At 73.9% G+C, this 13,079-nt stretch carries 12 protein-coding genes; 3 read left to right on the top strand and 9 right to left on the bottom strand.

Translation table 11 applies throughout. The features are described 5' to 3' along the window. Position 1: 1 nt before the first annotated feature. From ACZ45T_RS14000 to ACZ45T_RS13960, 9 genes are all read right to left on the bottom strand, one after another. Positions 2–1,144 carry a GNAT family N-acetyltransferase gene (locus tag ACZ45T_RS14000; protein ID WP_468440813.1) on the bottom strand — a complete coding sequence of 381 codons (1,143 nt, stop codon included), beginning with the start codon at positions 1,142–1,144 and terminating at the stop codon, positions 2–4. Then, positions 1,141–1,812, bottom strand: a complete 672-nt coding sequence (locus ACZ45T_RS13995; RefSeq protein WP_468441118.1) for a YveK family protein — start codon at positions 1,810–1,812, stop codon at positions 1,141–1,143. The genes ACZ45T_RS14000 and ACZ45T_RS13995 overlap by 4 nt, the downstream gene beginning before the upstream one ends. 220 nt (positions 1,813–2,032) lie before the next feature. Next, the gene (locus tag ACZ45T_RS13990) at positions 2,033–3,337 is read right to left on the bottom strand and encodes a glycosyltransferase (protein ID WP_468440811.1); all 1,305 of its coding nucleotides are present in this window, start codon (positions 3,335–3,337) and stop codon (positions 2,033–2,035) included. Next, on the bottom strand, positions 3,334–4,110 hold the full coding sequence (locus ACZ45T_RS13985; RefSeq protein WP_468440809.1) for a polysaccharide deacetylase family protein: 777 nt from the start codon (positions 4,108–4,110) through the stop codon (positions 3,334–3,336). The genes ACZ45T_RS13990 and ACZ45T_RS13985 overlap by 4 nt, the downstream gene beginning before the upstream one ends. After that, positions 4,100–5,857: a murein biosynthesis integral membrane protein MurJ gene (murJ, locus tag ACZ45T_RS13980; protein WP_468441116.1), complete on the bottom strand. Its 1,758-nt coding sequence runs from the start codon at positions 5,855–5,857 to the stop codon at positions 4,100–4,102. The genes ACZ45T_RS13985 and murJ overlap by 11 nt, the downstream gene beginning before the upstream one ends. Before the next feature lie 476 nt (positions 5,858–6,333). Further along, positions 6,334–7,785, bottom strand: coding sequence for an O-antigen ligase family protein (locus ACZ45T_RS13975; protein WP_468440807.1), 1,452 nt, complete (start codon positions 7,783–7,785; stop codon positions 6,334–6,336). After that, positions 7,785–9,314, bottom strand: a complete 1,530-nt coding sequence (locus ACZ45T_RS13970; protein WP_468440805.1) for an exopolysaccharide biosynthesis polyprenyl glycosylphosphotransferase — start codon at positions 9,312–9,314, stop codon at positions 7,785–7,787. Before ACZ45T_RS13970 ends, ACZ45T_RS13975 begins: the two co-directional genes overlap by 1 nt. Next, entirely contained in the window at positions 9,311–10,501 is a 1,191-nt protein-coding gene (locus ACZ45T_RS13965; RefSeq protein WP_468440803.1) for a glycosyltransferase, read from the bottom strand. Before ACZ45T_RS13965 ends, ACZ45T_RS13970 begins: the two co-directional genes overlap by 4 nt. A gap of 19 nt (positions 10,502–10,520) precedes the next feature. Then, positions 10,521–11,612 (bottom strand): DUF3344 domain-containing protein, encoded by a 1,092-nt coding sequence (locus ACZ45T_RS13960; RefSeq protein WP_468440801.1) that lies wholly within the window; start codon positions 11,610–11,612, stop codon positions 10,521–10,523. Between the two features lie 174 nt (positions 11,613–11,786). On the opposite strand from ACZ45T_RS13960, the gene ACZ45T_RS13955 reads away from it, so the two are divergent. From ACZ45T_RS13955 to ACZ45T_RS13945, 3 genes are all read left to right on the top strand, one after another. Further along, positions 11,787–12,050, top strand: a complete 264-nt coding sequence (locus tag ACZ45T_RS13955) for a chaplin (RefSeq protein ID WP_468440799.1) — start codon at positions 11,787–11,789, stop codon at positions 12,048–12,050. A 118-nt stretch (positions 12,051–12,168) separates the two neighbouring features. Then, positions 12,169–12,579, top strand: coding sequence for a rodlin (locus ACZ45T_RS13950; protein WP_468440797.1), 411 nt, complete (start codon positions 12,169–12,171; stop codon positions 12,577–12,579). A 239-nt stretch (positions 12,580–12,818) separates the two neighbouring features. After that, positions 12,819–13,052: a chaplin gene (locus tag ACZ45T_RS13945; RefSeq protein ID WP_468440795.1), complete on the top strand. Its 234-nt coding sequence runs from the start codon at positions 12,819–12,821 to the stop codon at positions 13,050–13,052. Positions 13,053–13,079: the final 27 nt, after the last annotated feature.

The following is a 13,079-nucleotide window of genomic DNA, read 5'->3' as shown; positions in this document are numbered from 1 at the left end:
GTCATCGAACCCGCAGTTCGTTGAGCCGCGCCCGCCAGTCCCTGGCGGCCGGCAGCGCCTCCCGCAGCGCGTCCACCGCCCGCTCGCGCCCCGTCACCTGCGACTCGTGCAGTCGCAGCAGGGGCGCGAGCGCGCTGGTGGCCAGCAGGAACCGCTGGTTGACGACCGTCTCGGGCCGCCAGTGGTTCTTGTACGGCTCGTTGCCGCGCAGGAAGCTCACCACCGGGCGGCCCTCGGCGAGCGCCCGCCCGGCCTCGTAGCGCAGCAGCAGCGTCGCCACGTCCACCTTCCGCGTCCGCAGGTCCGGGTCGGCCCCGTACAGGTAGCCGCCGCTGAGCGCCGCCGACAGCAGCGTGACGTTGGCCGCCACGACCTTCCCGTCCAGCCGGAACTCCGTCAGCCGCCCCTCCCCCGCCCGCACCATCCGCCGGGTGGCCCGGGTCAGGTGCTCGGCGAAGCGCGGCTTGAGGTGCTCGGGGGTCACCCCGCGGCCGCGCCACTGCTTCTCGTGGAGCCGCAGCAGGTTCCGTACGGCACGCGGCACCTCGTGCTCGGTGACCTCGTGCTCCTCGATCCCGGCCGCGTCGGTCTTGCGCAGCTTGGCCCGCACCCGCTGGCCGCCGGAGGCGGGCATCCGCTTGACCAGCTCGTCGAACGGCAGCGCGGGCAGCTCCATGCAGGTGGAGTCGGTGAGCTGGGCGCCCACCCCGGGCCAGTGCTTGGCCAGCTGCTCGACGGCGGCCCCGGGGCGGACCTCCCGCAGGTCGACGACCGCGCCACGGGCGGCCCGGTGCAGCCCGCGGGCCAGCGCCGGGACGACCTGGTCGGCGTGCTCCGCGGCCACGAGCACGTCGAAGTAGTCGGTGATGAGGCCGCCGAGCGGCACCAGCAGCGGCAGCGGCCGGTGTACGAGCATCAGCGCGGCCGCGCCGACCAGCTCCTCGCCGCGCCGGACGAGGACGATCCGGAGCCGGCCGTCCTTCCCGTACGACAGCCACCAGGAGTGCAGCCAGGCGTGGCTCTGGAAGGGGGTGGCGGTGGGACAGCCGCGGACGAGCCGGTTCCACGGCTCCTCCAGCGCGGCGAACTGCCGGGGGTCGCGGCACAGCGTCACCGACAGGGCCCCGGCGGAGCCCGAACTCATCGCACGGACTCCTTCTCCTTGGCCTCCGCGTGCTCACCCTGGGCGGGGAGCGAGGCGTACTCCTCGACCGCGGGCTCGGCGACCGGCCCGGCCGCGGTCTCCACCGCCGTCGCCGCCTCCGGCTCCTCGGGACGCCGCGCGCGGCCCGGCCGGGCGAGCAGCCACAGACCGCCCACCAGCCCGCCGGCGCACATCCCGACGGCTCCGCTGATGGCGGCGGACGGGGAGGCGGGGTCGGAGGGGGCCACGGCCTGGTTGAAGAGGAGCAGCTGGACACCGGTGTTCTTGGCGGCCTGATTGCTGCTCAGCGACAGTGCGTCGGCGACCGCGTTCGCGATGTCGGCGGCCTCGGCGGGGCTCTTCGACGTACCCGTGATGGCGATCATCGGGGACTCGGGCGAGGTCTCGGCCCGCACCTGGGTGCGCAGCTTCCGGGCGTCGATGCCCGCGCGGGGCTGGGCATAGGCGAGGGTGGAACTGCTGGTGGCGATACGGGCGTACGCCTGCGCGAAGCCGAGGGCGGTGGCCGGCTCGGTGGTGTCGTCGGGGACGGCGACGACATAGCTGGTCGCGGCGTACTCGGGGGCCTTGACCACCCCGTACGCCCCGCCCGCGGCCAGCCCCAGCAGGGCGCACGCGGGCAACGGCCACCACGCGGGCAGCGACATCGACCGCCGGCGCTGCCTCTTCTCCGAGCGGTGGTCCGACTTCTTCTCGGACTTCTTCCCGGACTTCGCCCGGGACTTCGCGTCGGACTTCGCCTGGGACTTCGCGTCGGACTTCGCGTCGGACTTCTTCTGGTCGGCGGTATCGGCCATGAGCGTGCTCGCTTCCTGGAGGGAGGGGAGTTGGTTCGGGTCCCGATGGGGACCCCGTCTGGGATTCGGATCAGCCACCGGCGCCCGGCACTTCCAGCCGATCCAGCCCCGCCGGCGATCGAGGCGCTCTTTCAGCCCCGCCGGCGTTTGAGGCGTTGGGGGTCCCCCCGGCGGAGGCAGGGGGAGGGTCCGGGGGCAGCGCCCCCGGCAACGGCGCCGCACCCGCACGCGGACCTGCCGGGCCCGGCGCAGCCGAAAGGGCAAGGTCGTAGACGTCCAGTAGCTGCCGCGCACTGCGGGCGATGTCGTAGCGGCGCACCACCGGCGGCGGTGGCAGCCTGCGCGCACCCGCCTCCATGTGGCCCCGCAGCGCCGCGACCAGTTCCTCCGTGCCGGTGCCGATGCGCCGGGCCCCGGGGGCCTGGGCGGCGGGCAGGTCGTCGATGGCGGGGCACGTCACGTGCAGGACGGGCAGTCCGGCGGCCAGCGCCTCCACGACCGCGAGCCCGAAGGCCTCTTCCCGCGACGGGGAGACGAAGACGTCCATGGCGGCCAGCAGCGCCGGGATCCCGGGGGTGCGGCCGTCCTCGCTGTCGCCCAGCGGGTCGCGCTCCCCGAGCAGGTGGATCCGGCTCTGCGCGCCGAGCTCGGCGGCCAGCCGGCGCAGCCCCGCCCGCTCCGGCCCGTCCCCGGCGAGCAGCAGGTGCGCGCCCGGCAGCGCGGCAACAGCCCGCACCAGGACGTCGAACCGCTTGCCCGGGACCAGTCGCCCGACCCCGCCGACCACGAAGGCCCGCTCGGGCAGTCCGGTCCGGGCCCGGGTGGCCCGCCGCACGCCCTCCTCGAAGCGGAAGCGGACGGCTTCGATCCCGTTGGGTACGACGTGCACCCGCGCGGCCGGCACCCCCCACCCCTCCAGCCGGGCGGCGACGGTGTCCGACACGGCCACGGTCGCCGCGCCCAGCCGCTCGCTGGCGAGGTACAGCGCCCGCACCCCGCCCGACAGCGGGCGGCCCTCGATCTCGCCCTCGCCGAGGGAGTGTTCGGTGGCCACGGTCGCCCTGGTGCCCGCGATCCGGGCCGCGAGGCGCCCGTACACGCACGCCCGGTACAGGTGGGTGTGCACGATGTCGTACTGGCCGCGCCGGATGAACTTCACCAGTCGCGGCAGCGCCCCCAGGTCCCGGTTGCCCCGCATCCCCAGGTGCACGACCCGCACCCCGTCGGCGCGCAGCCCCTCGGCCACCGGCCCGGGGTTGGTCAGCGTGAGGACGTCGCACTGCATCGGCATGTGCCGTAGCAGCAGCCGCAGTTGCTGCTCGGCACCGCCGACCCCGAGCCCGGTGATGACGTGCAGTGCCTTGACCTTCTTCACCGGTGCACCGCCCGCCGCAGCTCGCGCGTGCGGTGGCGCAGCTGCTTGATGCGCAGCCGAGCGCCGCCGTCGGCCTGGCTGACGTGCGTACGCGGCAGGGCGTGCGGGCCGGCGAGCCGTCCGGGGTCGATGGCGCAGGCGTAGCCGTATCCGGCGGCGCGGGTGGCGTCGACGACCCGGGCGTCGAGGTGCCCGTACGGGTAGCAGAATCCTTCGGGCAGGGTGCCGGTCAGCTCGCGCAGCAGGTCGCGGCTGCCCCGCAGTTCCTGTTGGAGCACGTCGTCGGAGGTCGCCGTGAGGTCCTGGTGGAGCAGTCCGTGCGAGCCGATCTCCTGTCCGGCTTCGGCGACCTCGCGGATGCCCTCGGCGGTGAGCAGGGACTTGCGCGGCCCCAGCGGGTCCCACACGTTGTCCACGCCGAGCCGCCCGGGCAGCACGAAGAGGGTGGAGGTGCAGCCGTAGCGCCGCAGCAGCGGCAGCGCCCGGGTCAGGAAGTCGGTGTAGCCGTCGTCGAAGGTCAGCCCGACCAGCCCGGCGCCCCGCCCGGCCGCGCGGGCCCGGAGCAGTTCGCCGACCGACACCCCGCGCAGGCCGCGGGAGCGCAGCCACAGCAGCTGCGCCTCCAGGGCGCGCGGGGTGACGGTGATCCCGTACGGGTCCTCGGCGGGGTCGGTGAACTCGGCGACCGAGTGGTACATCAGGACCCACGGCGAAGCGGTCCGGCGGGCGGGGACCACCACGGCCTCGTGGGCCGTGTCGGTGTCAGCGGACATTGCGGAACCTCTGCGTGAACTGGGAGATCTGACCGGGCAGGGCGGTGACTTCGAGGGCGCGTATGGCCATGCCGGTGGCTCCGAACATGGCCGGGACCAGCAGGCAGCCGAGGGCGGCGCTGAGCATCGGGTCGGGGATCATGGGCCCGGCGATCCAGCCGGTCACGCAGGCGGCGACGGCGGCGACGGCGAGCCGTCCGATGCTGACGGCGACCCGGCGGACCTGGATGGCGATGATCCGGGAGCCGAGGCCGGTGAGCAGCAGGGCGGCGGTGGTGGAGATGCCGGCGGCGTTGGCGGCGGCGATCCCGTAGGTGCCCCACCAGTCGACGGCGAAGGCTCCGGCCACGACGTTGACGAGCAGTCCGGCGCCCATCGCGAGCGCCGGGAACCAGGTGGGCCGGGCGGTCGAGAAGAAGGGCCGGGACAGCGCCCCGACGAGGCAGTGGCCGAGCAGTCCGAGTCCGTAGACCCGCATGACGGAGGCGGTGGCGAGGGTGTCCTGGTGGGTGAAGGCACCGCGCTCGAAGAGGACCTGGATGATCTGGGGCGCGTACCCGATGACGAGCGCGGTGCCCATGAGCACGGCGAGCGAGGCCAGCGCGAGGTCCTGCTCGACGCGCCGACGGGCCTTCTCCGGCTCTCCGACGGCCATGGCCTGGGCGACGACGGGGAAGGTGACGGTGCAGATCATCAGGGAGAGCACCATCGGCATCTGCGCGACCTTCTGCGCGTAGTTGAGGTGGGAGATCGCCCCGGACGGCAGCGAGGCGGCCAGGAACCTCTCGACGAGCACCTGCGACTGGCGGAAGACGGCGAAGAAGATCACGGGGGCGATGACCCCGAAGGCGATGAGGGTGGGGCGGTCCCGGTCGCGCTGGCTGCGCGGGGCGGTCCGCTTGGCGCGGGGCCCGCCGAAGCCCACGTTCCGGATGAAGGCGGGCAGTTGGACGAGCACCATCAGCAGCCCGCCGGCGGCGACGCCCGCGGCGGCGGCCCGCACCCCCCACAGGGCGTGGAGGGCCACCATGGTCCCGATGATGCCGACGTTGTACGACACGTAGATCGCGGCGGGCGGCACGAAGGACCGGTGCGCCCGCAGCGCCGCGCTGAAGTAGCCGGCGATTCCGAAGGAGAGCACGGTCAGGGCCGTCATACGGGTGCACTCGACGGCCAGTCCGGGATCGGGCAGGCCGGGCGCGAGCACCCCGACCACGACCGGCGCGGCGACGACCAGCACGGAGGCGACGGCGGCCAGGAACACGACGAGCCGCGGCAGGGTCGCCCCCACGAGCAGCCGTACGGGATCCTGCGCGCGGGCCTCCTTGCGGGTGAGCCCGGCCCGGCTGGCGGCCCGCCGGGCCAGGGCGTGGCTGAAGGCGGGCACCATCAGCAGCGCCATGGCGTCCTCGATGAGCAGCGTCGAGGCCATCTCGGGCACGGTCCAGGCGATCAGGAAGGCGTCGCTGTCGTGCCCGGCCCCGAAGAGGTGTGCGATGGTCTGGTCGCGCACCAGCCCGAACACCGCCCCGGCCGCGGTCAGCCCGGCGGTGACGGCGGCGGCCTTCGCCAGGAACCGCCCCAACGGCGGACTCCCACCGGCGCCGGGCTGGCTCCCGCCGGTGCCGCCGGGACCGCCGGCGCGGTGGCCATGACCGAGCCGCTCCCGCGCCGGCGCGGCCGGTCCTTCGGGCAGCGCCGCGGAGCCGAACCGGTCGCGCCCCGGCGCGGCGGGGGCCTGGGGCACGTCGGCGGAGCGGCTCGCGCCCCGCGCGGCCACGGGCACACTGCGCTTCCCCGAGGCTCCGCCCGGATACCCGGCGGAGCCGAACACCGCCTCCCGCGCGGCGGGCTCACCACCAGGCCGCGACACGGCCGCGGCCCCGCCCCGCCCGGGCAGCGCCCCGGCGACGAACCCCGGGTCCACCGCACCCGCCCCACCGGAGGGTGCGACCGAACGGGGCACGGCCCCGGAGGCGTTCCGGCCCGGCAGAACCCCGGCGACGAACCCGGGATCCACCGCACCCGGCCCGCCCGGGCCACCGGGCAGACCCGGGCCGTTGCCGGGGCGCCCGGGCACGGGCGCGCTCCAGGGGGGACCGGCGGAGCCGGGATCCGTGCCCCCGGGGGCACGCGACGGACCGAGGTCCGGGGCACCCGGGACACGGGCGGGGCCCGCCCCGGCCGGGGGGCCGGCGGCGGGCCGCCAAGGCGTGGTGTCCGTCACCGGCGAGCCGCAACCCCGGGGGCCCTACCCCGTGAACCCGCGCCGGAGGCGGAACCGGAAACCGCGGCAGCCCCACGCAGTGGACCCGCGCCGGCGGAACCGGAACCCTCAGCCGCGGCCCCGGAACCAGCCATCCCCCGGGAGGGCAACGCCCACCAGGCCGCCAAGCCGATGATCACCCCGGTGAGGACCGTGGACGGGCCCCCGATGTCCGCGTAGAGGAAGTCCGTCAGCTGCCACACGAACAGGCCGATCGCGACCAGCCCGCAGTCCCGCATGCCCGCAGCGCCGGAGGCGACCCGCCGCAGCCCCGCCACCAGCAGCGCCGCCCAGCCCCCCGCCAGCGCGGTCAGCCCGATCAGCCCCTGCTCGCTCAGGATGAGCAGGTACATGTTGTGCGGGGAGAGCAGCGGCTGGCGGATGTAGGCCTGTCCCGCGCCCGCGGTGTCGCTGCCGGAGGACAGTCCCAGCGAGGCGTGCCCGTCACGGTTGGCGGGGAAGCCCTTCAGCCCCACCCCCACCGCCGGCCGCTCGCGCCACATCGACTCGGCGGCGGCCCACATCGTGTAACGGTCGGTCACCGACTGGTCGGGCGCACTCGACACCTGGGTGATCGAGGTCAGCCGTTCCGCGACCATCTCGGAGCCGACCCCGAGGCCACCCACCAGCACCACCCCGGCGGCGGCCAGCGCGGCGACCACCTTCAGCGCCCGCCGGATCCCGGCCAGCCCCATCACCAGGACCGCCGCGCCGAAGGTGGCGATCCACGCGCCCCGGCTGAAGGACAGCACCAGTGGCAGCACCAGCACCAGCGCGGAGCCCCCGGCGATCCGCCGGACCCGCTGCGGCAGGTCCGGCGCCAGCGCGGCGGCGGTCGCCACCACCAGCCCGTACGCCACCACCGTGGCCATGCCCATGACGTCACCGGGGCCGAAGGTGCCCACGGCTCGGATGTCCTCGCCCTGGTACGAGGCCCCGGTGTGGGTGGCGTACTGCACGACCCCCACCGCGCCCTGCACCAGCGCCAGGACCACGAAGCACCCGGCGGCCAGCCGGAATTCCTTGGCGTCGCGCACCAGCAGCACCACCGCCGCCGGGACCAGCACGAAGACCTGGAGGTAGCGCACGAAGCCGGGCAGGGCCGCGTACGGGTCCCCCGCGGTCATCGTCGCGACCGCGAGCCCGACCCCCGGCGCCCCGAGCACGAGCACGCCCAGCGGGGTCAGCGCCCGCACCCGGCCGCGCAGCGCCTGCACCGCGCAGACGAACACCAGCAGCAGCGAGGCGGCGTCGGCCGGGCCGACCTTCCCGGAGGTGGTCGCGTCCCCCGCCGGGAGCGGGGCGAGCAGGAACAGCACGGTCGCGGCGAGCGGCAGCAGCGGCCAGTGCCGGCGCAGCAGGCCCGACAGGTCGGGCCGTACACCGTTCAGGGACACGGCAAGGCTCATCAGCTGCCCCCCAGCCGGAAGCGGAAGAAGGAGGCCGCGGTGCGGGCGAGGATCCACAGGTCCTGCCACAGCGACCAGGTGTCGATGTAGTGGTTGTCGAAGCGGGCCCGGTCCTCGATGGAGGTGTCCCCGCGCAGGCCGTTGATCTGGGCCAGGCCGGTGATGCCGACGGGCATCCGGTGCCGGGCCTCGTAGCCGGGGTGGACGGTGGAGAACTTGGCGACGAAGAAGGGCCGTTCGGGGCGCGGGCCGACCAGGCTCATGTCACCCCGTACGACGTTCCACAGCTGCGGCAGCTCGTCCAGCGAGGACTTGCGCAGGAAGGAGCCGACCGGGCTCATCCGCCGGTCGCCCGCGACCGTCCAGCGGGTGGCGGCCTCGTGCTCGTCGGCGCGCAGGGTACGGAACTTCAGCAGGGTGAAGGGGCGTCCGTAGAGCCCGACCCGCTCCTGCCGGAAGATCACCCCCGGCCCGTCCCCGACCCGTACGGCGAGCGCGCAGGCGGCCATCACGGGCGCGGCGGCGATCAGCGCGACCAGCGCGAGCACGGCGTCGATGCCCCGCTTGGCCCAGCGCTCCAGCGGCCGCGCCGGACGGGGCAGCAGCGGTTGTACGGCGTACCCCCACAGCTGGTCGGCGGGGTGCGCGAGGCGCATGCCCGTGACCTTGGCGGTGCCGGCCGGGTCGGCGAGCCACAGCCGGCAGCCGTGGTCGTGGAAGAGCCGGACCAGGGAGGCGGTGCGCTCGTCGGCTTCCGGCGGGCGGGTGAACACCGCGTGCCGGACGGAGTTCTGGATGACCGCGCGCCGGATGTCCTCGTGGGTGGCGAGGAACGGCAGGGCGCCGGCGTCCCCTTCGGCCGGGGCGTAGGTCACAGAGGGATCGGCGATCCCGACCGGGCGCAGCCCGAACTCGGGGCGGCCGTACAGGGCGGCGGCCACCGCGCCCGCCCCGGCGCCGGGTCCGACGACGAGGGCGGAGGCGGGCCTGCGAACGGCCGCACGATGCTGGAGCTGGTTGACGACACCTCGTCCCGCGCACGCGAGCACGACCTGGAGGCAGACGGCGGTGAGCAGCACGCTCCAGCCCAGGGCGTGGGCCGGGTCCAGGGCGGCCACGACGGCGGCCGCCCCGCACCACAGGACGGCGGACCGCCCGGCCAGCACGGGCAGTTCGAGGAGTGCGGAGGGGGCGAGCCGCGGCCGGTACAGCCCCGCCTGCGCGTGCAGCGCGCCGAGCAGGACGGGGAGCACGGCGACGGCCGGCAACGCCGGTCCGGGCAGGGTCGCCGCCGTGAGTACGGCGGCCAGCGCGTCGGCGGTGAGCAGCGGGAGCACCCGGCTGCGGCGCCGGACCCGCTTCGGGCGTACGGCGGACCGGGCCTGGTCCGTCCTGGGCCTGCGCGGGGGGTGGATGGCGGTCGCGGAGCGGCGGGCCCCCGCGTGAGGCGCGGGCGCGAAGGCGCTGCCGCCGGCGGGCCCCGTGCCGCCCTGCCCGGTGTGCCGGGCGGGTGCGCTGTCCATCGTCATCGGCTGATGCGCTCCTGGTTCAAGGGCCGGGGCCTGCCCAGCAGTTCGTGGTACAGGCCGGTGACCGCGTCCGTGGTCCGCCGCACGTCGAAGTCGGTCCGGGCGTGCTGCCGGGCCTGCTCCCCCAGTTCGGCGAGGAGCCGCGGTTCGGCGAGCAGCCGGGCCAGCGCCTTGGCCAGCGCCGTCGGATCCTCCGGCGGCACCAGGCACAGACGTCCCTGGCCGGGCGGCAGGCTCTCGCGGGCACCGCTGACGTCGGAGACCAGGACCGGGCGGCCGCAGGCCATGGCTTCGAGCGGGGCGAGCGCCATGCCTTCCCACCGCGACGGCAGTACAACGAGATCGGCGGCCCGAAGCCACGGTCGGATGTCGGCGGCGGCGCCCGCGAAGAGCACTCCGGGCGGGGCCGTGCGGCGCAGCCGTTCGGTGTCGGGGCCGTCGCCGACGAGGGCGAGGCGGGCCGCGGGCACGGTGCCCAGCAGTTCCGGCCAGGCCCGCAGCAGGATGTCCTGCCCCTTCTGGTGGCAGATCCGGCCCACGCACACGGCGAGCGGCCCGCCGTCGGTCCGGAAGACGGGGGGCAGCGGCAGTTCGGCGCGCGCCCGGGCCTTGTCGTGGTCGGGGTCGGGTTCGCGGGGGCGGAAGTGGCCCAGGTCCACGCCGTTGCGGATCACCGACCAGCGGGCGGTGATGCCCTCGGTCTCGCCCGCACGGCGTTCGGCCTCGCTGACGCAGAGCACCCGGTCGGCCCAGCGGGCCCCGTACCGCTCCCAGCGCAGGGCGAGTGCGCCGGTGGCCCCGCCGACCGCGTCGAAGGACCAGGCGTGGGGCTGGAAGACGGTGGGTACGGCGCCGCGCGCGGCGAGCCGCCCGGCCAGCCCGGCCTTGGCGCTGTGGGCGTGCAGGAGGTCGGGCCGGACCCGGCGCAGCAGCCGCCGGGCCCCGAGGAGCTCGGCGGGCAGGCCGGGCCCCGGGGAGCGTCCGGCACGCCAGGTGAGCACCTCGGCCCCGGCGGCCCGGGCGGATTCGGCGAGGGTGCCGCCGGACGGGCAGCCGACGACGGCGCGAAGGCCTTCGGCGGTCTGTGCGCGGACGAGGTCGGTGACGACCCTGGCCACACCGCCGTCGACGGGTTGTACGAGATGGAGGACGGTCGTGGGCTGTGCTGCCCGAGGTTGTGTGGGCACGTGGAGTGGTCTCCTACGTTCAGCGGCGCGCGTCTGTCTGAACGAAGAGCACACCGAGGAAATGACCCTGACTTTCGCCCGTGAACCTGAAGCTCAGGCTGCGGGCGCCACCGGACAGGGCGGGACTCAGGTCGAACACGTCCGCGTCATATCCGAGATTATTCATATGTTCGGGCTGTCGCACGAACGACTGATTTCCGAATTCCGTGATCGTGGAATTCATAACATCATTAAAAGGATTTTCTCCGTCGCTGAGGCTCACCCGGCGTCCACTGTCGGCCGTCACGGTGAGTGAGTCGCCCAGGGTGCCCCGGTCGCCGTCGTACGCGACCAGCCCGACCCGGCCCGCGGACCCGGCCGGCGCGTCCAGGCCCTCGATCTCGACCTTTCCGTCGCCGCCCGGGGCGGCGAGCCCCTCGAAGCCGTCCCACAGCGAGATCCGGCGCACCGGCTCCTGCGGGTGCTCGTAGGCGACGACCAGCGTCCAGCCGCCCCAGGCCCCCACGTCGGAGTGCCCCATGGCGATGTTGAGCTGGGCGACCGTCCACATCCCGGCGCCACCCTTGCGCACCAGCGGGGTCACGTCGGCGGAGGCCTGGTAGGCATCGCTGCCCGCGTCCGTGCGGTGGCCCATCACCGTGTCGGCGAGGACCTCCTTGTACGAGCCGCCCGGCTCGGCGACCAGCACCCGCCCGTTGTCCTCCGGCGGCTTCTGCTCGCCCACCCGCAGGTTCCCGCCCCAGTAGAGGCGGGCGTACGAGACCTTCGCGCCCTGCGGGACCTTGAGCTCGGCCCGGGTGGAGTTGTAGGTGTCCGGGTCCTTGTCGACCTCGCTGTAGAACATCTCGAAGTCGCTGTTGACCCCGGCCGCGCCCTTCTTGACCTCGGCGCACGGCTCGGCCTGCGGGGACTCCTCCCGGCGGCAGCTGATGCCGGAGTTGGAGGCGCGCACCAGCCCGCCGTGCTGCACGGCCTGGTAACGCTGAGTGAAGGGGACCCGGGGCAGCTCTTTGGGAGCGGGAGGCGCCGCCCACGCCGCGGGGGCGTGCGCGGAAAGCGTGAGGCAGGACAGCAGACCGAGCGTGCCGAGGATTCTGCGGGAGGAACCCATGACCCTGTCTCCATTTTCGATCAAGGGAACAAAACAGGAGTGAACTTTGTCAGAAATCGGGCTGGAAATCACGTCGGACTCGCTCGTACGGCCTTTTGGGCGATAGCACGCACCCTCGGAACGGGCGGGTCGTTATGAGTTGCACCAGCGTTCGAACCAAAAGGGAATACCGAGATGAAGAAGAGGCTGGTGCGCGGCACCACCGTGGCCGTCGCGGGCGTCGCCGTGCTGATGGGCGGCGCGGGCCTCGCCTCCGCGGACGGCGGGGACGGCGGGGACGGTGCGACGGCCCACGGCTTCGCCGGCGGGTCGCCCGGCGTCCTGAGCGGCAACCTGCTCCAGATCCCCGTCGACGTCCCGGTGAACGTGTGCGGCAACACCGTGAACGTGATCGCCCTGCTGAACCCGGCCTTCGGCAACACCTGCGTGAACGCCTGAGCGTCAACCGCGCCGCCCGAAACGGCTGCATCCGAGTGAAGCCACGCAACCCGAACCGTGGCAGCGCCGTTGTTCCGGGTGCTCCAGTACCGGGCAATCCTGCAAAAAAGGGACGACAATGATCAAGAAGATGATGGCTTCGGCCGCGGTTGCCGCCTCGGTCGTGGGCATGGGTGCCGCCATGGCCCCGCAGGCGATGGCCATCGGGAACGACAACGGCGTCAACACCGTCAACGGCAATGGTGCCGCGCAGATCTACGGCAACCAGGCCACCTACGGCAACATGAGCCCGCAGATGGCGCTGATCCAGGGCTCCTTCAACAAGCCCTGCATCGCCCTCCCCGCGAAGGCCAACCTGCAGTCGCTGGTCTCCGCGGTCAACATCGGCGTCCAGGACATCCCGGTCCTGTCCAGCCCGCAGACCCAGCAGTGCACCGAGAACTCCACCCAGGCCAAGGGTGACGAGGCTCTGTCGCACATCCTCAGCAACATCCCGATCCTCTCCGGCAACGTGTCCCAGGGCAGCTGACCGAGGCCGGTGCCCGCGAGGCCGTCGCACCTTCGGGTCGCGGCGGCCTCGCCGCATGTAAAGCCCGGTTCCCCGCCTCTCGGAAATCGGCTGCTCAAATCCGCCGGTCGCCCCGAATTCAAGCCGGGGCATTGGGGTGAGTTCCAGGCCGACTGCACGAAAAGTGCGGTTTCTTTTCCCCGGGCCACTCGTTGTTAATTCTGCAGCGGATACACCTCTGCGGGAAGGATAGAAAAGAAATGATGCACAAGAAGGCCGTGGCGCTGACCGCCGGGGTTCTGATGGCGGCCGGTGCCGCCACCCCCGCCATGGCCAACTCCGACGCCTCGGGCGCCGCCGTGGGTTCCCCCGGCGTCCTCTCGGGCAACGCCGTCCAGGTGCCGATCAACATCCCGATCAACATCTGCGGCAACACCATCAACCTGGTCGCGGCACTGAACCCGGCCTTCGGCAACGTCTGCGTCAACCGCTGACGAAGCGGTTGCGCCCACACGGGCAAA

The sequence above is a fragment of the Streptomyces sp. NPDC030995 genome (assembly GCF_055571215.1).
Note: the sequence above shows the minus strand (reverse complement) of the source record. Positions and strands in the feature narration are given on the sequence as shown.

Excerpts from the sequence above, each read along its gene's own strand:
- ACZ45T_RS14000 (WP_468440813.1), bottom strand. The coding sequence starts at position 1,144 with ATGAGTTCGGGCTCCGCCGGGGCCCTGTCGGTGACGCTGTGCCGCGAC.
- ACZ45T_RS13995 (WP_468441118.1), bottom strand. The coding sequence starts at position 1,812 with ATGTCGCTGCCCGCGTGGTGGCCGTTGCCCGCGTGCGCCCTGCTGGGG.
- ACZ45T_RS13985 (WP_468440809.1), bottom strand. The coding sequence starts at position 4,110 with ATGTCCGCTGACACCGACACGGCCCACGAGGCCGTGGTGGTCCCCGCC.
- ACZ45T_RS13975 (WP_468440807.1), bottom strand. The coding sequence starts at position 7,785 with ATGAGCCTTGCCGTGTCCCTGAACGGTGTACGGCCCGACCTGTCGGGC.
- ACZ45T_RS13970 (WP_468440805.1), bottom strand. The coding sequence starts at position 9,314 with ATGACGATGGACAGCGCACCCGCCCGGCACACCGGGCAGGGCGGCACG.
- ACZ45T_RS13960 (WP_468440801.1), bottom strand. The coding sequence starts at position 11,612 with ATGGGTTCCTCCCGCAGAATCCTCGGCACGCTCGGTCTGCTGTCCTGC.
- ACZ45T_RS13955 (WP_468440799.1), top strand. The coding sequence starts at position 11,787 with ATGAAGAAGAGGCTGGTGCGCGGCACCACCGTGGCCGTCGCGGGCGTC.
- ACZ45T_RS13950 (WP_468440797.1), top strand. The coding sequence starts at position 12,169 with ATGATCAAGAAGATGATGGCTTCGGCCGCGGTTGCCGCCTCGGTCGTG.
- ACZ45T_RS13945 (WP_468440795.1), top strand. The coding sequence starts at position 12,819 with ATGATGCACAAGAAGGCCGTGGCGCTGACCGCCGGGGTTCTGATGGCG.